General features: G+C 34.0%; 22 protein-coding genes. 21 read left to right on the top strand and 1 reads right to left on the bottom strand.

Features of this window, described 5'->3' with window-relative positions; genetic code table 11:
* The first annotated feature begins 4 nt into the window (after positions 1–4).
* The 21 genes from mutS (at position 5) to trxA (ending at position 23,644) form a co-directional block, all read left to right on the top strand.
* Complete coding sequence (mutS, locus tag AC1RPV_RS06625; protein ID WP_481761846.1) at positions 5–2,584, top strand: DNA mismatch repair protein MutS; 2,580 nt, start codon at positions 5–7, stop codon at positions 2,582–2,584.
* 16 nt (positions 2,585–2,600) lie between these two features.
* Positions 2,601–4,574 carry a DNA mismatch repair endonuclease MutL gene (mutL, locus tag AC1RPV_RS06620; RefSeq protein WP_481761845.1) on the top strand — a complete coding sequence of 658 codons (1,974 nt, stop codon included), beginning with the start codon at positions 2,601–2,603 and terminating at the stop codon, positions 4,572–4,574.
* Between the two features lie 136 nt (positions 4,575–4,710).
* The gene (gene ruvA, locus AC1RPV_RS06615) at positions 4,711–5,325 is read left to right on the top strand and encodes a Holliday junction branch migration protein RuvA (RefSeq protein WP_481761844.1); all 615 of its coding nucleotides are present in this window, start codon (positions 4,711–4,713) and stop codon (positions 5,323–5,325) included.
* A gap of 15 nt (positions 5,326–5,340) precedes the next feature.
* A complete protein-coding gene (gene ruvB / locus AC1RPV_RS06610; RefSeq protein WP_409021443.1) occupies positions 5,341–6,357 on the top strand; it encodes a Holliday junction branch migration DNA helicase RuvB in 1,017 nt (338 codons plus the stop codon).
* Between the two features lie 17 nt (positions 6,358–6,374).
* Entirely contained in the window at positions 6,375–7,415 is a 1,041-nt protein-coding gene (queA, locus tag AC1RPV_RS06605; RefSeq protein WP_481761843.1) for a tRNA preQ1(34) S-adenosylmethionine ribosyltransferase-isomerase QueA, read from the top strand.
* Between the two features lie 15 nt (positions 7,416–7,430).
* Positions 7,431–8,576, top strand: coding sequence for a tRNA guanosine(34) transglycosylase Tgt (tgt, locus tag AC1RPV_RS06600; RefSeq protein ID WP_481761842.1), 1,146 nt, complete (start codon positions 7,431–7,433; stop codon positions 8,574–8,576).
* A gap of 83 nt (positions 8,577–8,659) precedes the next feature.
* Positions 8,660–9,022: a preprotein translocase subunit YajC gene (yajC, locus tag AC1RPV_RS06595; protein ID WP_409021441.1), complete on the top strand. Its 363-nt coding sequence runs from the start codon at positions 8,660–8,662 to the stop codon at positions 9,020–9,022.
* 164 nt (positions 9,023–9,186) lie between these two features.
* Positions 9,187–10,674 (top strand): glucose-6-phosphate dehydrogenase, encoded by a 1,488-nt coding sequence (gene zwf / locus AC1RPV_RS06590; protein WP_481761841.1) that lies wholly within the window; start codon positions 9,187–9,189, stop codon positions 10,672–10,674.
* A 147-nt stretch (positions 10,675–10,821) separates the two neighbouring features.
* Complete coding sequence (locus tag AC1RPV_RS06585; RefSeq protein ID WP_481761840.1) at positions 10,822–11,532, top strand: B3/B4 domain-containing protein; 711 nt, start codon at positions 10,822–10,824, stop codon at positions 11,530–11,532.
* Between the two features lie 137 nt (positions 11,533–11,669).
* Positions 11,670–12,812 (top strand): DNA polymerase IV, encoded by a 1,143-nt coding sequence (gene dinB, locus AC1RPV_RS06580; RefSeq protein ID WP_481761839.1) that lies wholly within the window; start codon positions 11,670–11,672, stop codon positions 12,810–12,812.
* A 57-nt stretch (positions 12,813–12,869) separates the two neighbouring features.
* Complete coding sequence (locus AC1RPV_RS06575; RefSeq protein WP_481761838.1) at positions 12,870–13,550, top strand: metal-dependent hydrolase; 681 nt, start codon at positions 12,870–12,872, stop codon at positions 13,548–13,550.
* A gap of 15 nt (positions 13,551–13,565) precedes the next feature.
* Positions 13,566–14,519, top strand: coding sequence for a DHH family phosphoesterase (locus AC1RPV_RS06570; protein WP_481761837.1), 954 nt, complete (start codon positions 13,566–13,568; stop codon positions 14,517–14,519).
* Between the two features lies 1 nt (position 14,520).
* Positions 14,521–15,846, top strand: coding sequence for a DEAD/DEAH box helicase (locus AC1RPV_RS06565; protein WP_409021433.1), 1,326 nt, complete (start codon positions 14,521–14,523; stop codon positions 15,844–15,846).
* 275 nt (positions 15,847–16,121) lie between these two features.
* The gene (alaS, locus tag AC1RPV_RS06560; protein WP_481761836.1) at positions 16,122–18,779 is read left to right on the top strand and encodes an alanine--tRNA ligase; all 2,658 of its coding nucleotides are present in this window, start codon (positions 16,122–16,124) and stop codon (positions 18,777–18,779) included.
* Positions 18,780–18,926: 147 nt separating this feature from the next.
* The gene (locus tag AC1RPV_RS06555) at positions 18,927–19,187 is read left to right on the top strand and encodes an IreB family regulatory phosphoprotein (protein ID WP_481761835.1); all 261 of its coding nucleotides are present in this window, start codon (positions 18,927–18,929) and stop codon (positions 19,185–19,187) included.
* Between the two features lie 8 nt (positions 19,188–19,195).
* Positions 19,196–19,630, top strand: a complete 435-nt coding sequence (gene ruvX, locus AC1RPV_RS06550; protein WP_409021430.1) for a Holliday junction resolvase RuvX — start codon at positions 19,196–19,198, stop codon at positions 19,628–19,630.
* Positions 19,631–19,644: 14 nt separating this feature from the next.
* Positions 19,645–19,938, top strand: a complete 294-nt coding sequence (locus tag AC1RPV_RS06545; RefSeq protein ID WP_409022780.1) for a DUF1292 domain-containing protein — start codon at positions 19,645–19,647, stop codon at positions 19,936–19,938.
* Positions 19,939–20,083: 145 nt separating this feature from the next.
* The gene (zapA, locus tag AC1RPV_RS06540; protein ID WP_481761834.1) at positions 20,084–20,338 is read left to right on the top strand and encodes a cell division protein ZapA; all 255 of its coding nucleotides are present in this window, start codon (positions 20,084–20,086) and stop codon (positions 20,336–20,338) included.
* Positions 20,339–20,342: 4 nt separating this feature from the next.
* Entirely contained in the window at positions 20,343–20,870 is a 528-nt protein-coding gene (locus AC1RPV_RS06535) for a CvpA family protein (RefSeq protein WP_481761833.1), read from the top strand.
* Between the two features lie 19 nt (positions 20,871–20,889).
* Positions 20,890–23,247, top strand: a complete 2,358-nt coding sequence (locus tag AC1RPV_RS06530; protein WP_481761832.1) for an endonuclease MutS2 — start codon at positions 20,890–20,892, stop codon at positions 23,245–23,247.
* 85 nt (positions 23,248–23,332) lie between these two features.
* Positions 23,333–23,644: a thioredoxin gene (gene trxA, locus AC1RPV_RS06525; RefSeq protein WP_409022776.1), complete on the top strand. Its 312-nt coding sequence runs from the start codon at positions 23,333–23,335 to the stop codon at positions 23,642–23,644.
* 55 nt (positions 23,645–23,699) lie between these two features.
* Here the strand turns inward: trxA and AC1RPV_RS06520 are convergent, their stop codons facing one another.
* Positions 23,700–24,188, bottom strand: a complete 489-nt coding sequence (locus AC1RPV_RS06520; RefSeq protein ID WP_481761831.1) for a YslB family protein — start codon at positions 24,186–24,188, stop codon at positions 23,700–23,702.
* Positions 24,189–24,224 lie beyond the last annotated feature (36 nt).

Here is a 24,224-nt window from a genome sequence, read left to right as displayed (position 1 = left end):
GACTATGCCGCAAAAAACAAAACTAACGCCAATGATGATACAATATTTTGACATTAAAGCACAGTATCCTGATGCTTTTTTGTTTTATCGTCTTGGTGATTTTTATGAACTATTTTATGATGATGCTGTTAAAGGGTCGCAATTACTCGAATTAACGTTAACAACACGTAATAAAAAAGCTGATGATCCTATTCCAATGTGTGGCGTACCGCATCATGCTGCTCAAAATTATATCGATATTTTAGTTGAAAAAGGATACAAAGTCGCAATATGTGAACAAGTTGAAGATCCTAAATTAGCTCAAGGTATGGTTAAACGTGAAGTTATTCAGCTAGTAACACCAGGAACAACGATGGATAACGGTGCGAAGGAGTCTAAAGAAAATAATTATTTAACAGCTATTATAGAAGACAACAATAGTTTTGGATTTGCTTATGTTGATTTATCAACAGGTGAATTAAAAACGAGTCGCTTAGATAATTTAGATAATTTAATTAATGAAATAATGAGTTTGAGAACTAAAGAAATTGTGATTAATGATAGTTTGTCTGATGAAACAATCGAAACATTAGAAAAATTAAATATTATGCTTTCTAAACAAGAAATTGTTGAAAATCATGCTGAATCAAGTTATGCGATTCAAGATTTAACAGATTCACTAGAAATCTCGGTTGTAACTGACTTGTTAACGTATCTTTCAGTTACGCAAAAACGAAGTTTAGATCATTTACAAAAAGCAGTTCATTATGAGCCTGATTTTTTCTTGAAAATGGATCATTATTCAAAATATAATTTAGAATTAATGCAAAATATTCGAACGGGCAAGAAGCAAGGTACTTTATTGTGGTTATTAGATGACACAAAAACAGCTATGGGTGGTCGTTTACTTAAACAGTGGATTGATAGACCGCTTATTAACTATGCTGAAATTTTAGACCGTCAAAATAAGGTTGATTTATTGATTAACCATTATTTTGAAAGAAGTACGTTACAAGAAGAGTTAGTTAAAGTTTATGATTTAGAAAGATTGGCAGGACGTGTCGCTTTTGGTAGCGTAAATGGGCGAGATTTAGTTCAACTTAAATTATCGCTTAAACAAGTTCCTAAAATTAAATATGTTTTAGACGAAATTGACGATGGTACTTTTTCTGATGTTATCAATAAATTAGATCCAGTCGATGATATTTCTAATTTAATAGAACGTGCCATTGTTGATGAACCACCTTTATCAGTGACTGATGGTCACCTATTTAAACCGGGGTATAATGATAAATTAGATATTTATCAAGATGCAATGAAAAATGGTAAACAATGGTTAGCTGAAATGGAAGCCAAAGAAAGAAATCTAACGGGGATTAAAAATCTTAAAATTGGATTTAACCGTGTTTTTGGTTATTTTATCGAAGTGACAAAATCTAATATTATTAATGTTCCAAAAGACCGTTATGAACGAAAACAGACGTTGACTAATGCTGAACGTTATATCACACCTGAACTGAAAGAACGTGAAAGTATTATTTTAGGTGCTGAGAGTAAAGCGATGGATTTAGAATATAAATTGTTTGTCGAAATTAGAGATATTGTTAAAAAATCAATTGAACGATTACAGATATTAGCTCAAGGAATTGCCACGTTAGACGTCTTACAAAGTTTCGCGGTTGTTAGTGAAGACTCACATTTTGTAAAACCACAATTATTAAAAGAAGGTCATCAATTGGATATCACAGCTGGTTGGCATCCTGTAGTTGAAAAAGTGATGGGAAAACAAAGCTATATACCAAATGATGTTAGAATGCCTGAAACACTTGATATTTTATTGATTACAGGACCTAATATGTCAGGTAAAAGTACGTATATGCGTCAATTAGCATTAACGGTTGTGATGGCTCAAATCGGTTGTTTCGTACCTGCAGAGGCGGCTAAAATGCCAATATTTGACCAAATATTTACTCGGATTGGTGCAGCAGATGATTTAATTTCAGGTCAAAGTACGTTTATGGTTGAAATGAAAGAAGCTAATCAAGCCTTAGAAAATGCGACTGAGAATAGTTTAATCTTATTTGATGAACTTGGTAGGGGAACGGCAACTTATGATGGTATGGCACTCGCACAAGCGATTATCGAGTATGTGGATAAACATGTACATGCCAAAACACTTTTTTCGACACATTATCACGAATTAACGATACTTGAAGAAACCGTTAGTTCTTTAAAAAATGTCCATGTAGGTGCTATTGAAGAAAATGGTGAATTAATTTTCTTACATAAAATTCAAGAAGGACCTGCAGATAAATCTTATGGGATTCATGTTGCTAAATTGGCGGGAATGCCAGCAGAATTGTTAAGCCGTGCAACATTAATTTTAGATGATTTAGAGCTAAAAAATAAACAATCAGATAGTAAAAAAGAATTACCAACAACCATCAATGAAGATGATACGCAGTTATCTTTATTTGTTAACGAAAACTTGTCAAAGGACCAGTTAGCAGTTGTGGATGAACTTAAAGCACTTAACTTGATGAACATGACGCCAAGAGATATTATGAACGTCTTATATGACTGGCAAGAAAAATTGAACGGATAGAACTGAAGGTGAATGAATGACAAAAATAATTGAACTGCCCACAATTTTAGCGGATCAAATAGCTGCTGGTGAAGTAGTTGAAAGACCTGCATCTGTTGTAAAAGAATTAGTTGAAAATGCGATTGATGCGCATGGCACACAAGTTGATGTAGTCGTTGAGGAAGCTGGGCTTAAATTAATTCAAGTCATTGATAATGGAGATGGCATTGAGGCATCCCAACTGCAGAATGCTTTTAAACGTCATGCCACAAGTAAGATTACTTCAAGAGAAGATTTATTTAAAATCAGTACGCTAGGATTTCGTGGCGAAGCTTTACCAAGTATTGCATCAGTTGCTAAAGTGACTTTGAATACAGCTATTGAAGGGCAACCTGGGGCTGTTATTGCTGTTAACGGTGGTGAGATAGTAGATGAAAAATCATCTGCTAGTCGTAAAGGAACAGAAATAACAGTCTCTGACTTATTTTACAATACGCCTGCACGTTTAAAATATGTAAAGTCTTTGCAAACTGAAATGTCAATTATTAGCGACATGATGAACCGATTAGCAATGAGCCATACAAATATTTCATTTTCTTTAACACATGATGGTAAAGAAGTCTTGAAAACAACTGGAAACGGCCAACTGAAACAAACTATTTCAGCTATCTATGGGGTCAAAAGTGCACGCCAAATGCTTGAATTTAAGGGTCATGATTTAGATTTTAAGATTAGCGGTTATACATCACTGCCAGAATTAACGCGTGCTGGCCGACAGTTTATATCTATTTTAATTAATGGACGTTACGTTAAAAATGTTAATTTAAATAAAGCAATCATTAAAGGATATGGATCAAAATTAATGGTTGGACGCTATCCGATTACAATTTTGAATATTCAATTAGATCCCATGCTAGTTGATGTGAATGTTCATCCAACTAAGCAGGAAGTAAGATTGAGTAAAGAACCAGAATTAACTGAACTTATAAAAAAGATTATCTATGAACGTATTGCTGAAGAAAATTTAATTCCGGAAGCATTAGAGAATTTAAGTTCTAAGAAACGTGAAAAAATAGATACGGATCAATTACAATTTGATTTGAATGAAGCCTCAAGTAAATATCAAGCTAAGCCTAAATTCTCATCAGTACAAACGGATGCAGTAACAAGTGGTGAACCTAAGATTACAATTGGCGAAAATTTAAATCATTTATCAAGGAATATTGAACCAATCTCAATTCAAGTTGCTGAACAATTGGATTCGAAACGAGTTAGCACATTTGAGACACAATATGCTAATGAAATTAATGTGGCACCATTTTCTATTGTTACGCCGGATGAAACAGGCGATGTACAGAAAGAGAATGATGAAGAAATAGCTACCACGAAAAAGAGTGAACAAAGGTTTCCTGATTTAAAATATATTGGCCAAATGCATGGAACCTATTTATTTACAGAATCGGAAGACGGGTTATATATATTAGACCAACATGCTGCACAAGAACGTATTAATTATGAGTTTTATCGTAAGCAAATTGGTGACGTTTCTAGTGACTTGCAAAATCTATTGGTACCGATTGTTCTAGAATATACAGTAAGTGAAGCTATAATTATTACTGAACATACCGATATATTGGAAAAAATCGGACTCATCCTTGAACCATTTGGACAAAATAGTTTCATTATTAGACAGCATCCAACCTGGTTTAAAGAAGGGCAAGAAGAAAGTACGATTCGAGAAATGATTGATTACTTACTCACAGATGGGAAAATAGTGATTGCTGAATTTAGAGAAAAAGCGGCGATTATGATGAGTTGCAAGAGGGCAATCAAAGCAAATCACCACCTTGATGATCGACAAGCTAAGGCATTGATAAGTGAGCTAAAAAATGTTGAAAATCCATTTAATTGTCCACATGGACGACCAGTTTTAGTTCATTTTTCTAATCAAGACATGGAACATTTCTTTAAACGAATTCAAGATTCACATCAAACCGGTCACGAAGGTTAGGCTAAGAATCAATTGTTGCCAAATATTTGGTGATAATTGATTTTTTTGTAAGAAAAGCGATAACTGTATAAATAAGTGGTCTATGGTACACTATTAAAAGCAGATTCATGTAGATTAGGAAAAGTGGGAAAATAATATGTATGAGTATTTTATGGGCCAAATAACGGCTGTAACACCTTTTTATCTTGTTTTAGAAGTTAATGGAATAGGCTATCAAATTTTTGTTGCTAACCCATTTAGGTACCAAGAAGATTCAAAAAAAGTTGTTAAAATTTTTGTTTATCAGGCTATTCGTGAAAATGATATGACGTTATTTGGTTTTTACGATTTAGATGAAAAAAAATTATTTGAAAAATTATTGAATGTTTCAGGAATCGGTCCTAAGAGTGCGCTTGCTATTTTAGCCAATGATGATCATCGTGGTTTAGTTAATGCGATTAATACAGAAGATGTTAGTTATTTAATTAAATTTCCAGGTGTTGGTAAAAAAACAGCACAACAAATCGTGCTTGATTTAAAAGGTAAATTAGATGATATTGAAGGTCAAGCAACCACAATGCCAGGACAACAATCGCTTGATTTCATTCCGGCACAAGCATCACCATTTATGAAAGAAAGTCTTGAAGCTTTATCTGCTTTAGGATATTCTCAACGTGAGATTAAGGCTATTAGTAAGAATCTAGAATCATTCGAAGCAGACTCAACGGATGCTTATCTACGAGAAGGCTTAAAATTATTAATGAAAAAATAAAAGGAGGTTGATAAAATGACAGAACAACGGATTATTTCGAATGAACCGGAAGATAATCAGGAAGAATCCATTGAAAAGTCACTTCGTCCCCAATTTTTATCACAATACATTGGTCAAGATAAGGTTAAAAATGAATTAAGTGTGTATATCCAAGCTGCTAGACAACGTGAAGAGGCACTTGATCATGTATTGTTGTATGGGCCACCTGGGTTAGGTAAAACAACACTTGCAATGGTTATTGCAAATGAAATGCAAGTGCAAATTAAAACAACTAGTGGACCAGCAATTGAAAAATCTGGAGATCTTGTGGCACTTTTAAATGAATTACAACCTGGGGATGTCTTATTTATTGATGAAATTCATCGTTTACCCAAGATGGTTGAAGAAATGTTGTATTCAGCTATGGAAGATTTTTTTGTAGATATTGTTGTTGGCCAAGGCCCAACAGCACATCCCGTTCATTTTCCACTACCTCCATTCACATTGATTGGTGCAACAACACGGGCGGGCCTTCTATCAGCACCGTTACGAGATCGATTTGGGATTGTTGAACATATGGCCTATTATAATCAATCTGATTTGCAAGAAATTGTCATTCGATCAGCAGATATTTTCAATACAAAAATTGAAGAAAGTGGCGCTCATGAGTTAGCTCGACGCTCACGTGGAACACCACGAATTGCGAATCGCCTATTAAAAAGAGTTCGTGATTTTGCAGAAGTTTCTGACCAAAGTGAAATTAACCAAGCAACGGCTGATCATGCGTTAAATCTACTTGCCGTGGATAACCGTGGATTAGATGAGACAGATCGCAAACTTTTAGAGACTATGATTGATTTCTATCAAGGTGGTCCAGTTGGTTTGAGTACGTTAGCAGCCAATATAGGGGAAGAAACAGAGACCATTGCTGAAATGGTTGAACCTTATTTAATGCAAATTGGCTTTATAAAACGCACACCAAGAGGGCGAGTTGCAACAATGGAAGCTTATGAACATTTGAATCGACCTTATGACTTTAACGAGAATAAATAGAGAAGGATGACGATATTTTGACTAAACAACTAAGTACTGAAGATTTCGATTATGAATTGCCTCAAGAATTAATTGCGCAAACACCCTTAGAAGAACGTGATGCATCTCGGATGTTAATCTTGGATCATGAGACAGGTAAAATCAAGGATGATTATTTCTATAATGTAATTGACCAATTAAATGCTGGGGACGCTCTTGTAATGAACGATTCGCGGGTGATGCCTGCTAGAATTCATGGAATTAGACCTGATACTGGTGGCCACATCGAAGTGTTGCTATTGAACAATACTGATGGTGATAACTGGGAAACATTAGTAAAACCTGCTAAAAAAATGAAGGTTGGTTCTGTGATTAGTTTTGGTGATGGCCGCTTAACGGCAACGATCATTGAAGAGCTAGAACATGGTGGCCGCATGATTCGTTTTGAATATGAGGGTATATTTATGGAAATTCTGAATGAACTTGGCGAAATGCCGCTACCTCCTTATATTAAAGAAACGCTTGAAGATCAAGAAATGTACCAAACGGTTTATTCAAAGGAAGTTGGATCGGCAGCAGCACCTACAGCTGGTTTACATTTTACAAATGAATTATTAGAAAAGATTGAAGCTAAAGGTGTTCATCTTGTTTATTTAACGCTACATGTTGGATTAGGGACATTTAGACCTGTTAGTGAAACGAATATTGCAGACCATAAAATGCATAGTGAATTTTATCGTTTAACTGAGGATGCAGCTCAACAATTAAATGATGTTCGTAAATCAGGTGGTAAAATTATTGCGACAGGAACAACTACAATTCGGACACTTGAAACAATTGGCTCAAAATTTAAGGGCGCTATTCAAGCTGACAGTGGTTGGACGGAAATTTTCATTAAACCAGGATATGAATTTAAGGTTGTTGAAGGATTTATAACTAATTTTCATTTACCAAAATCAACATTAGTAATGTTGGTTGCAGCATTTACAGGAAGAGAAAATATTTTAAACGCATATAAACATGCAGTTGATTCTAAATATCGATTCTTTAGCTTCGGCGATGCAATGTATATTAAATAGGATGGAGAATTAATAATGGTAGAGCCCGCAATTAAGTATCGGTTAATCAAAAAAGACAAACGGACAGGTGCCAGACTTGGTGAAATTATTACACCTCACGGAACTTTCCCAACGCCAATGTTTATGCCCGTAGGTACACTAGCATCTGTTAAATCAATGGCACCTGAAGAATTAGACGAACTTGGTGCTAATATTATCTTATCAAACACCTATCATTTATGGTTACGCCCCGGTGAAGATGTCGTACAAGAAGCTGGTGGGTTACATAAATTTATGAATTGGGATAAAGGTATTTTGACTGATTCGGGTGGCTTTCAAGTATTTTCATTAGCAAAGATGCGTGATATTACTGAGGAAGGCGTCAAATTTAGAAGTCATCTAAATGGAGAAAAATTATTCTTATCACCAGAAAAAGCGATCCACATAGAAAATGCTTTAGGTGCGGATATTATGATGAGTTTTGATGAATGTCCACCATTTTCTGAAAGTTATGACTATATTAGCAAATCAGTTGATCGGACAAGCCGCTGGGCTGAAAGAGGACTTGAAGCTCATTTGAATCCGAAAGAACAGGCTTTATTTGGAATTGTTCAAGGTGGCGGTCATCGAAATTTGAGAGAACGAAGTGCGCGTGATTTAGTTTCAATGGACTTTCCTGGTTATTCAATAGGTGGGTTATCGGTAGGGGAATCAAAAGCTGAAATGAACCGCGTTTTAGATTTCACAACGCCATTGTTACCAGAAGACAAGCCACGGTATCTAATGGGTGTTGGTTCAGCTGACGCCTTGATTGATGGGGTGTTACGTGGAATTGATATGTTTGATTGCGTGTTACCAACACGTATTGCTAGAAATGGGACAACAATGACTTCAATGGGCCGTGTTGTTGTAAAAAATGCGAAATATGAACGAGACTTTAGACCATTAGATGAAAACTGTGATTGTTATACATGTAAGAATTATACGCGTGCTTATTTACGTCATCTGATTAAAGCAGATGAAACATTTGGTATTCGTTTAACTAGTTATCATAATTTGTATTTTTTAACACATTTAATGGCTGATGTTCGTCAAGCTATTATGGATGACAACTTATTAGAATTTCGTGAAGCATTTTTTGAACAATATGGATTTTATGATAAAAATCCTAAGAATTTTTAAATTTTTTTGAATAACTGTGGTGTTCAGTCAATAAGTTTGATACCCTTGTGTAGTAAGAAAAAAGAAATAGAGGTGACTTATTAATGCAATATAGTAGTATTTTAATGATTGTGGCTTTATTCGTCTTGATGTATTTCATGATGATTCGTCCACAAAAAAAACAACAACAAAAACAACAAGATATGATGAACCAATTAAAACCTGGGGATGCAGTAGTAACTATTGGTCGTTTACACGGCGTTATTGATAGTTTTGATGAAGAGGCAAAAACTGTTACACTTGATTGTGACGGTATTTTCTTAACATTTGAACGCTCAGCAATCGCACGTGTCCTTCCTGCCGCAGTTAAAGTAGAACCTGCAGCTGCAGTTAAGGAAGAAACAACTACTGATGCAGTTATTGAAACAAAAACTGAAGAAGATAAATTCTCTTCTGACGAAAAATAATTATTTTCAAGTATTAACTTTGTGCTAATCAGAGTTAATACTTTTTTTATTGTCTAGTTTAAGACCAACTTTCTTGTTTATTTTACTAATAAAATGTAAACTTATACTATTGATTTTACTAATAAAGAGGACTGAAACCTCAAAAATGAGAGTGGTGTGGAATAATGGAAACTCAACAAAAGGCCTTATTTATTATCTTTGGTGGAACCGGAGATTTAGCAAAGCGAAAATTGTATCCATCTCTTTTCAAACTATTTGAAAAAGGATTTTTAGATGCCAACTTTGCTGTAATTGGGACTGCAAGACGTCCTTGGACAGATGATTTTTATCAAAACGTTGTTACTGAATCTTTAGTTAATGTTAGCGATGATGCTAATAAAATTGCTGATTTCGTATCACATTTTTATTATCAATCACATGATGTGACTGATGTTGCACATTATATAACTTTAAAAAAATTAGCAGATAAACTTGATGAAAAATACCAAATTGAAGGTAACCGTATGTTCTACTTAGCAATGTCACCTCAATTTTTTGGTACGATTGCGACTCATTTAGGGTCACAAAAGTTAGTAACTAAAAATGGATTCAACCGTTTAATTATTGAAAAACCTTTTGGACGCAATTTTGAAAGTGCTAAAAAGTTAAATGATGAAATTACAAATACTTTTGATGAAGATCAAATATTTAGAATTGATCATTACCTAGGTAAGGAAATGATTCAAAATATTCCAGCAATTCGTTTTGGTAATATTATTACGCAAACATTGTGGAATAATAAGTATATAGATAATATTCAATTAACGTTGAGTGAGTCATTAGGTGTTGAAGAACGTGGCGGGTACTATGAAACGAGTGGCGCTATGCGTGATATGTTCCAAAATCACATTATGCAAGTTGTTTCATTATTAACAATGGACATGCCAAAAGAATTTGTTGCATCAGAAATTCGTAAAGAAAAATTAAAGGCTTTAAAAGCAATCCGTATCTTAAAACCTGATGAAGTTAATAAAAACTTTGTTCGTGGACAATATGGTGCAAATGAGGCAGGAACCGAAAAGGCTTATCGTGAGGAAAAACAGATTTCACCTGATTCAATGATTGAAACATTTATTGCTGGTCGTTTAATGATTGACAATGATCGTTGGGCTGGTGTGCCAGTTTATGTTCGCAGTGGTAAACGTCTTGTCGAGAAAAATACTGAAATCAATATTGTTTTTAAAAATGTTGAAAAAAATATTTTTGGAACAAGTGCTGAACATGAACATTTAGGTAAAGATGTATTAACAATTACAGTTGAACCTGATGAACGATTTAGATTGACGATTAATACTAAAGAAATTGGGCAAGGCTTTAACACGAATAAAACGAATTTAGATTATGTTAATTCACCTGAAACAAAAGCTAAAACACCAGAAGCATACGAAAAGTTAATTTTGGATGCGTTAGATGGAAATGCAATTAATTTTGCTCATTGGAATGAAGTTGCTAAGGCATGGAATGTAGCCGATGTGATTTTAGAGACATGGCATAACGATAATGATGATAAAACGTTATTCCCTAACTATTTAAGTGGATCGATGGGTCCAACGGCTTCAGATAAATTATTAACGGATGATGGTAATTACTGGATATACGATCCTAAAAAGTAAAAAACGTTAATCCTTCGGTATTAATTGAAGTAACTCTTGCATGATAATTTTAATTATTTAGGGAAATATTATTTTAATAGACAAAATATCAGAAGTATTATAGTACGAAAGCGATTATAAAAGTATAAATTTATAAGGAGAGTAATGATGAATAAAATTATTATAGATGAAGATTTTTGGAACATCTTTCCAGATGCACAAATTAATATTATGCTTTTAAAAGATATAGATAATCATCCTAAAGAAAATCAAACCGATTTTTATGATAACATGCTTGAACAAGCTGGGGATAAAGCTCAAAAATATTTAACAAATGAATCATTCAAAGACAATTTAGTCGTGGCTAATTGGCGTGAAGCATACCAAAATTTTAAGAAGAAAAAAGGTGCTCGTTCATCAATTGAAGCTTTACTTAAACGAGTTGATCAGGGTAAAGGTGTGGGTTCAATAAATCCGCTTGTTGACCTGTACAATAGTATTTCATTAGAGTATGGTGTACCTGTTGGTGGTGAAGATACAGATGCTATCAAAGGAGATCTTCATTTAGGTGTTGCTAAAGGTGGAGAAGCTTTTTATCCTTTAGGTGATGATAAAAATGAACCAGCTCTGCTTGGTGAAGTTTTATATTATGATGATGATGGAGCAGTTTGCAGATGCTTAAATTGGCGAGATGGTAAAAGAACAATGTTAACAGATGATACAAAAAATGCTGTTATGGTAATGGAATCTGTCAATAAAGAACAGAATGAAATTATTGATGAGGCAATGTTACAATTACAAAAGTCTATTAAAGATAATCTTAATGTAGAAGGTAAAATTTTTAAATTAAATAAGGATAATTCTGTTATAGGTGAATAATATGAAGTACCTCATAATTGTTAAACATAAGTTTAACGATAATGAGGTATTTTTATATCTTAATGGACAATAAAGAGCAATTAATTTGAAAAGGAACGTGCGTTCGTGTAAAATTGCATGAAAAGGATGTGGGACTAATGGCTGAATTAAATGGTATTACAATAGACGATAATTTATTAAAAAGAAAAATTATCCATGTCGATATGGATGCTTTTTATGCGTCAATTGAAGAGCGTGAACATCCTGAATTTATTGGACAACCATTAGTTATTGCCCAGGATCCTAGAAAAAATGGTGGTCGTGGTGTTGTTGCTACAGCAAATTATGAGGCAAGAAAATTAGGTATCCATTCTGCTATGGCAGCCCAAGAAGCTTATGAAATTTGTCCTAAAGCTATTTTTAAATCGCCTGATTTCACACTATATAAAGAAGTTTCAAGACAGCTTCATGAAATATTTCATGAATATACAGAAATGATTGAGCCAATTGCATTTGATGAAGCCTATCTTGATATTACACAGAATAAAAAAGAAATTAAAAGTGCTATTCAAGCAGCGCACATGATTCAAAGAGAAATCTATCAAAAATTACATTTAACCTGTTCAACGGGTGTTTCTTATAATAAATTTTTAGCAAAACTAGCGTCCGATTACAATAAACCAGCTGGAATGACATTAATTCTGCCAGAAGATGTCATTCCTTTTTTATCTGAATTGCCAATTGGTAAATTTAGAGGCGTTGGAAAAAAAACAGAACCAAAAATGATTAATCAAGGTATCCTTACTGGAAAAGAATTATTAGAAAAATCTGAAGTTGAATTAATTCAACAATTTGGTAAATTAGGGTACTTCTTATATAAACGAGTACGAGGTGTTGATGATCGTCCAGTCGAGTGGCAAAGAGAGAGAAAATCGATTGGTAGCGAGCGAACATACGGGAAGTTATTGATGACAACGGATGAAGTTGAAACACAACTTAGGTATATTGCACATTTAGTTTCAGAAACGTTGAGTAAACAACAAAAACATGGGAAAACGTTAGTCATTAAAGTTCGCTATCAGGATTTTACGACGCTAACAAAAAGATTAACATTGGAAGAATTTATTCGTAATGATGCAGCAACTATTTATTTTTATGGACGACAGATTTTTGACGATATATTGGGTGCAGAAAAGGGAATTAGGTTACTTGGATTAACGATGACAAATTTAGCACCAATTGGTTTTGAAAATATGAAACTACCATTATTTGGGAAAAAAGACACAAAACAGCCTTTGTAATTGGCCTCAATAACCGTTATACTTAAGAGCAACTTTGGAAACGAAAGAAGACTAAACATGAAAATTACATGGCTTGGACAATCTAGTATTCAAATTGTTACTGACGATAAGTTGACGATCTTAATTGATCCATTCATTAAAGATAATCCGTTAGTTAAAACGACTATTGACGAATTAAATCCAGATTATATTTTAGTGACGCATGCACACTACGATCATGTGGGTGATACAATTGAGTTAGCAAAAAAATCAGGGGCTAAAGTCGTTACAATCAATGAACTAGCTAATTATTTTGAAGATGAGGGTTTAATTGTTGAGCCTTTAAATTTTGGTGGTCAGCTTAAATTACCTTTCGGTTCAGTAAAACTTATTCCCGCGTGGCATACTGCTGCCTTGGTAATTGATGGTACAGCGAGAACATTAGGTGTAGCTGCAGGGTTTGAATTGCATATTGATGGGAAAGTCTTGTATCATGCAGGAGATACGGCTTTATTTTCAGATATGAAGTTAGTTAATCATATGGAACCTGTTGATTTAGCATTTTTACCGATTGGTGATACTTATACAATGGGTTTAGAAGATGCTGCAATTGCAGCTGAATTTGTACAGGCAAAAAAGGTTGTTCCAATTCATTACAATACGTTTACCAAAATTGAACAAAATCCAGTTGAATTTGTTCAATTATTGAATGATGGTGTGGGGATTATTCCCGAGATTGATATTCCATTTGAGTTCTAAGAAGGAGTCATTTAAGTGAAAATTGAGTTAGAAATTTTAAAAAAAATTAAACAATTTGATACGATTATTATTCATCGTCATCAAAGTCCAGACCCTGATGCAATTGGATCTCAATCGGGGTTAGCAGCAATTATTCGTGCTAGTTTTCCTGACAAAAAGGTTTATCAAGTTGGTGCGCCCTCAGCTGGATTAGTATGGATTAGTGACCAAGATGAAATTTCTGATGAGACGTATAATAATGCACTCGTCATCGTGATTGATACGGCTAATCGTCCAAGAGTTGAAGATGATCGATATACAAGTGGTGCCTACCTAATTAAATTGGATCATCATCCCAATGAAGACGTTTATGGTGATTTAGTTTGGGTGAAAACAAATGCATCAAGTAGTTCTGAATTAGTTATGGATTTAGTTGATGGCGTTGGTGGAGAACTTGTAGTTACTGATGATGCGGCTAGGATGTTATACGCCGGAATTGTTGGCGATACAGGTCGATTCATGTATTCAGCAACAACTGCACATACGATGCAAGTGGTTGCTGAATTAATGACTTATCATTTTTCAACTACTAAAATAAACCAAAAAATGGACAATATTACCGCAGGTGTCGCTAAGTTATCAGGATATGTATATGATAATTTAGTTATTACAGAACATAAAGCAGCATATGTCATATTGACACATGACTATCTAGATTCAATAGAGTTGGGCGATGCTGGTTCATCTCAAATTGTACCTTTACCAGGTAAAATTATTGAAGTTCAATGTTGGGCAATTTTTGTGCAGCAAAAGGATGGTAGCTATCGCGTTCGATTACGATCAAAAGGTCCTGTAATCAATCAGTTAGCAAAAGAGCATGATGGTGGTGGACATCCCATGGCCAGTGGTGCAAGAGCTAAAGACCAAGCAGAGTACGAAGAAATAGTTAAATCACTTGATGATTTAGCTAAGACATATACGGGAGAATAAAATGCCAGAAAATTTTAAAAATTTTGGATTGAAATCGTATCTTTTAAAAGCGATTGAAGCAATTCATTTTAATGTACCAACAGAAGTTCAACAACGCTTAATACCAGTTGTTTTAAAGGGTAAAAGCGTTGTAGGTCAATCACAAACGGGTAGTGGTAAAACACATACTTTCCTATTACCAATCTTTAATCAACTTGATCCTTCAAATAATACGGTTCAAGCAGTTATTACGACACCAAGTCGTGAACTTGCTTACCAAATTTATGAAGCTGCTAAGCAATTGGCAGAATTTAGTCCCGAACCTATTCATATTCAAAATTATGTTGGTGGGACAGATAAACAGCGTCAAATCGATAAATTAAGTAGAAGACAACCACAAATTGTCATTGGGACACCTGGACGTATTGCTGATTTAATGAGCAGTAACGCTTTAGATATTCATAATGCATCAACTTTAGTTGTAGATGAAGCAGATATGACACTTGATTTAGGGTTTTTGAAAGAAACTGATCAAATTGCATCTGCATTACCTTCTGATCTTCAAATGATGGTGTTTTCAGCAACTATTCCACAAAAATTACAACCATTTTTAAAGAAATACATGAAGAACCCAGTAGTTGAAGAAATTGCAGCTAAATCAGTTATTAGTGATACGATTGAAAACTGGATTATTCCAACGAAGGGTCATGATCGTAATGAAGTTATTTATCAATTAATTACGATGGGACAACCATATATCGCACTTATTTTTGCAAATACAAAAACACGTGTTGATGAAATTGTTGAGTATTTACGTGGTAAGAATTTAAAAGTTGCTAAAATTCATGGTGATGTGCCAGCTCGTGAACGAAAACGTGTCATGAAAGAAGTTCAAAATTTAGATTTTCAATATGTTGTCGCAACTGATTTGGCAGCGCGTGGAATTGATATTGAGGGTGTTTCACATGTCATCAATGATGATATTCCAAATGATTTAGAATTCTTCATTCATCGTGTTGGACGTACTGGTCGTAACGGTTTGAGTGGTATTGCGATGACGTTATATGAACCAAATGAAGAAAATAAAATTGCTGAGTTAGAAGCAATGGGGATTAAATTTGCACCTAAAGATATTAAAAAAGGTGAAATCGTTGATTCTTATGATCGTAATCGCCGTGAAAATCGTAAACAAACCAAAGATCCTTTAGCTCCAGTAATCAAAGGAATGGTTAAAAAAGAGAAGAAAAAACGTAAACCTGGATATAAGAAAAAGATTCAAAAAGCAATTAAACGTAAAGATCAAATGGATCGTCGCGTTAACAGAAAACAAAATCGTAAAGAGTCGTAAGCTTAATTTGACAATTTGAGTCGATTTCAATATAATTTTTATTAGAAACAGGGATAAATTTAAATAGCCTAACAGAAACATTTCATTTGCTGAGAGAAATGATTATTTAAAAAAGCTGCCTTGTGTTAAGTATTAATAGAATGACGTCCACTCAACGTTATCGAGTTTAAGAGGTAAACGACTAAAACATCGTTGCAAGTAAGGTGGTACCGCGCTATAAGCGTCCTTACTCGCAGCGGTGTTTTTTGCTTAAAAATAGAAGGGAAGTCACACTTATGAAAAAAATGACAAGTACTGAAATACGCCAAATGTATTTAGATTTCTTTAAAGAAAAAGGCCATACAATTGAACCTAGTGCCTCATTACTACCTGTGGATGATCCCACATTACTGTGGATTAATTCCGGTGTTGCAACTTTAAAAAAATATTTTGATGGATCAGTTGTACCAGAAAATCCTAGAATTACGAATGCCCAAAAAAGTATTCGTACGAATGATATCGAGAATGTTGGTAAGACAGCACGTCATCATACGTTATTCGAAATGTTGGGTAATTTCTCAATTGGGGATTATTTTAAACCAGAAGCAATTAATTGGGCTTGGGAATTATTAACAAGTGAAAAATGGTTCGCATTTGATGCTGAAAAACTATACGTTACTGTTTACCCAAAAGATTTGGAAGCAAAACGTATCTGGTTAGAAGAAGTTAAGTTACCAAAGGATCATCTAGTAGAAGTAGAAGATAACTTTTGGGATATTGGACAAGGACCTAGTGGACCTGATACAGAAATTTTTTATGATCGTGGACAAAGTTTTAATAACTTAGCTGAGGATGATGACGAAAATTATCCTGGTGGCGAAAATGAACGTTATCTAGAAGTTTGGAATATCGTGTTCTCTGAATTTAATCACACACCTGAAAATAACTATGAACCACTACCTCATCAAAATATTGATACGGGGATGGGTTTAGAACGTGTTGTTTCGATTTTCCAAAATGCAAAAACTAATTTTGAAACAGATTTATTCTTACCCTTAATTGATGCAACTGAAAAAATGAGTAATAATAAAAAATATGATGATAATGCCCAAGATGATATTTCATTTAAGGTTATTGCAGATCATGCGCGTGCAATTTCATTTGCCATTGGTGATGGCGCTTTACCTTCTAATGAAGGACGTGGCTATGTTATTCGTCGATTAATTCGTCGTGCAGTGATGCATGGACAAAAATTAGGGATAGAAGGATCATTTTTAACGCAACTTGTACCTGTTGTTGGTAATATTATGAAGGATTATTATCCGGAAGTTTTAGAACAATCAGAGTATATTTCTAAAATTGTTCGTTCTGAAGAAGAACGATTTAATGAAACATTAAAAGATGGATTACAGTTATTAAATAATCTTATTTTAACGACTAAAAAAGAAAATAAAGTAGAGCTAACTGGTGCTGGTGTCTTTAAATTGTACGATACTTATGGTTTTCCATTTGAATTAACGAAAGAATATGCCGAAGATGAAGGATTATCTGTAGATCAAGTAGGGTTTAACGCTGAAATGCAACAGCAGAAGGATCGTGCTCGTGCTGCACGTAGTAATGCTAAATCAATGGGTGTTCAAAATGGGATGTTAACAGATATTAAAACAATTAGTGAATATGTTGGTTATACACAAGCTAATGTGGATGACGCCAAAGTGGTTGATTTAATTGTGGATAACGAGTTAGTAGATAACATAAAACCAGGTGATAACGCTCAAGTTATTTTTTCAAAAACACCATTTTACGCTGAAATGGGTGGACAAGTTGCTGATAAAGGAACTATCAAAGATACAGAAGGCAATGTTATTGCTGAAGTTGAAGAAGTTCAACATGCACCTAATGGACAAAATTTACACGCCATTAAAGTTCTTGCAGCAATGAAAAAAGACCAATTAGTGACACTAGAAATTAATCAAGATTTCCATAAAAAAGTTGAAAAAAATCATACGGCGACACATTTACTTGATCAAGCATTGCGAGATGTTCTGGGCGAACATACACATCAAGCTGGGTCATTAGTCGAACCCACTTATCTACGGTTTGATTTTACAAATATTGGTTCCGTTTCAGAGAAACAGTTAAAACAAGTTGAAAAGATTGTTAACGATAAGATTTGGGCTGAGTTAGCTGTTGAAACTGTTGAAACAGATATTGATTCTGCTAAAAATATGGGTGCCATTGCTTTATTCTCAGAAAAATATGGAAAAATTGTGCGGGTTGTGAAAATTGGCGATTATTCAATTGAATTCTGTGGTGGTACGCACGTTTCAAATACGAGTGAAATCGGCTTATTTAAAATTATTTCTGAATCAGGTGTTGGTGCCGGCGTTCGTCGTATTGAAGCAGTAACTTCTAAAGAAGCTTTTGATTTCTTAAACGGACGTAACGAACTCTTAGAAACAGTAGCACAACAAGTAAAAGTAAATAAAGTCGTAGAAGTTTCAAATAAAATTGAACAATTACAAAGTGCATTAAAAGTAAGTGAACAACAAATTCAAGCATTTGAAGATAAAATTGCTAGCCAACAAGCTGGGGATGTTTTCAAAAATAAACAAGAAATTAATGGTAAAACGTTAATTGCAGCAAAAGTTTCAGTTTCAGGGATGTCTCAATTACGTCAATTGGCTGACCAATGGAAAACCCAAGAATTATCAGATGTTTTGGCTATTGGAACAACAAGTGATGACGGTAAAGTTAATTTAATTACGGCAGTTAGTGCTGATGGCATTAAATCAGGATTAAAAGCGGGCGATTTAATTAAGACGATTGCGCCACTTGTTGGCGGTGGTGGCGGTGGCCGACCAGACTTAGCTCAAGCAGGTGGTAAAAATCCAGCAGGTTTAGCTGATGCAATCAAAGAAGCAGCAAATTGGTTAAATAATCAAACCAAATAATAATTAAAGGAGTATTTATCTAATAATAAATAGATAAATACTCTTTATTATATTACGGCTTGATTACATCAGCTTGTTTTGATTGTCGAATGGTCCTTTTTTTAGTAGAATAGAGCTAGGTTAATAAATTGATGGGGGTGCCACGTTATGAGTTCATTAGATAAAACAATGTTCTTTAATTTTGACGAAAATAATAAAAAAGATGTCCACGATACATTGGTAACTGTTTACCAATCATTAGAAGAAAAAGGGTACAACCCTATTAACCAGATTGTTGGCTATTTGTTATCGGGCGATCCTGCTTATATTCCTAGATTTAATGACGCACGTAATTTAATTAGAAAATATGAACGCGATGAAATTGTTGAAGAGTTAGTTAAAAATTACTTAAATACAGAAGAAAAGTAGGAAATTAAATGAGATTAATGGGCTTGGATATTGGTTCAAGAACGGTCGGCGTTTCAATGAGCGATTTATTAGGATGGACTGCCCAAGGCGTTGAAATTATTCGTATTAATGAAGACAGAAGTGACTTTGGTATTGAACGTGTCAAAGAATTGGTTACAGAGTATGAAGTAACTGGCTTTGTACTCGGCTTACCCAAAAATATGAACAACTCATTAGGCCCTCGTGCTGAAGCTGCGCAAAAGTACGGCGAGTTATTAGTTGAAACTTTTGGCTTGCCAATTGATTTTCAAGATGAACGGTTGACAACTGTTGAGGCAGAACGTATGCTTGTTGAACAGGCCGATACATCAAGAAAAAAAAGAAAAAAAGTTATTGATAAACTTGCTGCAAGCCTAATTTTACAGAATTATTTAGATGGTAAAGGCAAATTAACTAAAGAATAAAGTGAGGTCACAATATGAATAATGAAGAAGAAAACCAACAGATTACATTAGTAGATGATAACGGTAATGAAACACTTTTTGAAGTTCTGTTTACCTTTGAATCTGATGATTACAATAAATCATATATTATGCTTTATCCACTTGGCTCAGAAGCTGATGAAGAGGTTGAAATTCAAGCTTACTCATTTAGTCCTAATGAGAATGGTGAAGCAACTGAAAGTGATTTAGAACCAATCGAAGACGATGATGAATGGGATATGGTAGAAGAAGTATTGAATACCTTCCTTTCAGATGAAAGTATGCAATAGAAGATTATTTAAAAAGTTGAGCCAAATTGGTTTAACTTTTTTATTTTGTTTTAAATTATATATTATGGACTATGATACACATATCTCTTTTGATCAATTCGTGGTAAAATTATTTTTAAATGATTAAATGTAAGGAGGGTGTTCATTGGAAAATCAAAAGAATAGATATAAGACTAAAATCGGTAAAAAAGTGTATACAATTATTGGATCAGAATCAGACACACACATGGACGCCGTAGCAACATTGGTGAAAAATGAATTTCAATCAGTGAAGGACATGCTACCTGAAATAGATGATGAACAAGTAGCGATATTAGTAGCTATCAACGCAGTTTCAGATCAAATTAAATTACAAGAAAAATTAAATGAAATTAATGGTGAAACACAAGTAAAGGAGTAATATTATGACAGTTTCTTTAATTGTTATCTTTTTATTAATTGTGTCATTTTTTAACGGTTATAGAAAAGGATTAGTATTAACGCTTTTGAGAATTGTAGGATTTATCGCTATCTATTTATTTGCTAAAGTTTTAACAAATCCTGTTACTATTTGGTTGGGAGAACGTTTCCCTAAAATTATGGAAACTGATAAGACATCTATTACGAACCATCTTCAGACTAACTTTTATTCGATGATTGTATTTGCGGCTTTATTTGTGGTTGGCGGTATACTCATTAGAGGTATTATTAGAGTAATAAATTCTGTTACAAAATTACCAGTTATTCATCAGGTGAATTCACTAATTGGTGGGGTTCTATCGGTTATACTGATGTTTGTTTTTATTTTTATTGGGTTAATTATTTTGTCGGCTTGGCCTAATCAAAAAGTTAATGAAGCTGTTTTAGAATCGACGGTTGCTCAAAAAATACTAACAGATACGCCAACAATAGCTAAAAAGATGTTCATTACAAATACATCATCTACAGATTAAATGTTAGGAGAATTAAAGTATGAACGAAAAAGGATTAAAGACATTAGAATATCAAAAAGTTAAACAACAAATTCAAACATTTATATCTACTGAATCTGGACAAGAAGAAGTTAAGGCATTAGAGCCGATGACTAATCTCGAAAAAATCCAAAAGGATTTAGACGAAACACAAGATGCTGTGAAGATATTGCGACTCCGCGGTGGCATTCCTTTACCACAATTAGTCAACGTTAAGCCACATATGAAACGGTTAGATATGGGAGCTTCTTTGAATGGTAAAGAGCTATCTGCTGTTGGTCGTGTACTACGAACGACTAATGAGGTTAAATTATTTTTTAAAGATTTAGCAGATTCTGAAATTGAATTAACGAGATTATTTGAATGGATAGAAAAGCTTGAAAATCTACCTGAAATTAATCGTAGGTTGAATCAGTCAATTGAAAATGATGGTCACATTACTGATGAGGCTTCACCAGTATTGCATAATATTCGACAAAATATTTTACGCTCGGAAAGTGCCATTAGAGCTAAACTACAAGAATTTACGCGTGGTAAAAGTGCTAAATATTTAAGTGAAACATTAATTACAATTAGAAATGAACGTTACGTTATCCCTGTTAAGGCAGAATATCGTGGTCAATTTGGTGGCGCTGTTCATGACCAAAGTGCAACAGGACAGACCTTATTTATTGAACCGCAAGCAATTGTCGAGATGAATAATCATTTACGCGAACAGCAACTTGCTCAAGCAGATGAAGAACGTCGTATTTTGGCAGAGTTATCTGAATTAGTTGCACCTTTTACAGCAGAAATTTTAGAAAATGCTTATATTTTAGGACATTTCGATTTTGTTAATGCAAAGGCACAATATGCAAGCTCAATTAAAGCAACTGAACCAGCAATTAGTGTTGAAAATGACATTTTTTTAAGACAAGCACGTCATCCTTTATTGGATAGTAAAAAAGTAGTTGCTAACGATATTATGTTAGGAAAAGATTATCAAGCAATTGTTGTTACGGGACCTAATACCGGTGGTAAAACAATTACGTTAAAAACATTAGGCTTAATTCAGATGATGGGACAATCAGGTTTAAATATTCCAACAAATGAAGGTAGTCGTATTGGTATTTTTGAAGATATCTTTGCAGATATTGGGGATGAACAATCGATTGAACAGAGCTTAAGTACATTTTCTGCTCATATGACTAATATCGTTTCTATTTTAGCTAATATTAACGAACATTCATTAGTTTTATTTGATGAATTAGGAGCTGGAACGGATCCACAAGAAGGTGCAGCTTTGGCGATTGCAATTCTTGATGCTGTTGGAGAAAAAGGTAGTTATACAGTTGCTACAACACATTATCCCGAATTAAAAGCGTATGGGTTTAATCGTGCTGGAACAATTAATGCTAGTATGGAATTTGATAGTGAAACGTTACAACCAACTTATCGATTATTAATTGGAATACCTGGTCGTAGTAATGCGTTTGATATTTCTCGTAAAATTGGGTTAGCGTCAAATGTTGTTGATCAAGCGCAAAACTTGACCAATCAAGATAGCCAAGATTTGAATGAAATGATTTCTGACTTAATGAGTAAGCGAAAAAAGGCAGAAGATGAGACACTGGCATTAAAAGCACAACTAGAAGATTCAACGAAATTACATGATGACCTAGCTAAACAGTATGCCGAGTTTGTTGCGCAAAGAGAGTCAATGACGGATAAGGCTAAGGGAAAAGCTAATGAAATCGTGGCAGAAGCAGAAATAAATGCAGATAAAATAATAAAAGAAATTCGCCAAATGCAGATGCTTCAAGGACAAGCTGTTAAAGAACATGAATTAATTGATGCAAAATCACAATTATCACAAATGCATCAACCAACAAATGCTTTGAAGAAAAATAAGGTCCTACAACGAGCTAAAAATAAACAAGAATTCCATGTGAACGACGATGTCTTAGTTAAAACTTATGGTCAACAAGGTGTTTTAGTTAAAAAAATGAGTAAGACAGAGTGGGAAGTTCAACTTGGTATTCTAAAAATGAAAATTAATGAAAACGACCTTCAAAAAGTTCATATCGAGAATGATAAAAAGGATAGAACCATTTTTAAAAATGCGGCTTCAACAAGCGTTTCAACATCGCTTGATCTTCGTGGACAGCGCTATGATGATGCAATGAGCCAAGTTGATCAGTATATTGATTCTGTTTTACTTGCTGGATATGCTTCTGTTACTATTGTTCATGGTAAAGGGACTGGAGCCTTAAGAACTGGAATAACAGATTATTTGAAATCAAATCGTCATGTTAAGTCATTTGAATTTGCAGCACCCAATGCTGGTGGAAATGGCGCAACTATCGTAGAATTCAAGTAACGTTTACTTTTTGTAAGCAAAAATGTGGCGTGGTATTATTTTCTTTGATATGATGGTCACATAAATAATAAAAGGGGGAATTCAAATGGTACAAGCAATTACAGATAAAGAATTTGAAAAAGTAACAGATTCAGGTGTAACATTGACAGATTTTTGGGCAACATGGTGTGGTCCTTGTCGTATGCAATCGCCAGCTATTGAAGATTTAGAACAAGAAATGGGCGATAAAGTAAAATTTTCTAAAATGGATATTGATCAAAATCCAGCAACAGCACAATCTTTTGGTATCATGAGTATTCCAACTTTAATGATTAAAAAAGATGGCGAAGTTGTTGATACAATCGTCGGTTATCATTCAAAAGATCAGGTTAAAGAAGTTTTAGCACAATATATTTAGTAATTAAAAAGAGCTGACTTTTAAAGTCAGCTCTTTTTAATTATCTATTCGATAATTATTCAGTTTCAGTTGGTACTTTGAAGTGAAATTGGTCAGTTGGTTCTGTCATATTAGGATCTTTTAAATCAGTTTGAACAATAATTGAAACACCGGATTTATTATTTTGATTTTCAATTATTGTTTCTGATGTGAAACCACTTTGAATTTGGATAGTTTCAGCAATAAACCCAGCTTCTAGGTTAAAATCAGCAGACTTAATCTGATTCTGTCTGAAGGTAACAATATTACCAGATAGTAACCAAGTTTGCTTGTCTTTTTTTTCTTTAACCACTTCAAGAGTACCCCAATTTGCCTTTTCAAAAAAGGTAATAAGGTCTGCAATATTAGCGAGGTTAGCATTACGGGCCATTTTTTTACCAACCCAGTATAAAATTGTTGTATCCGTACCAATTACTTCTGGTATTAAACTATCGCGAATAAGTTCATATGCGAATGTATCATTGTTGTCAGCTGATAATAAATTTTCAATCAAATTTGGTTTCATATGGATCTCCCTCTGGATATATAATATACAAGTATT

It is taken from the genome of Dellaglioa sp. CoH-55-MRSF-9 (assembly GCF_056782155.1).
This window is presented reverse-complemented; position numbering and strand designations above follow the sequence as displayed.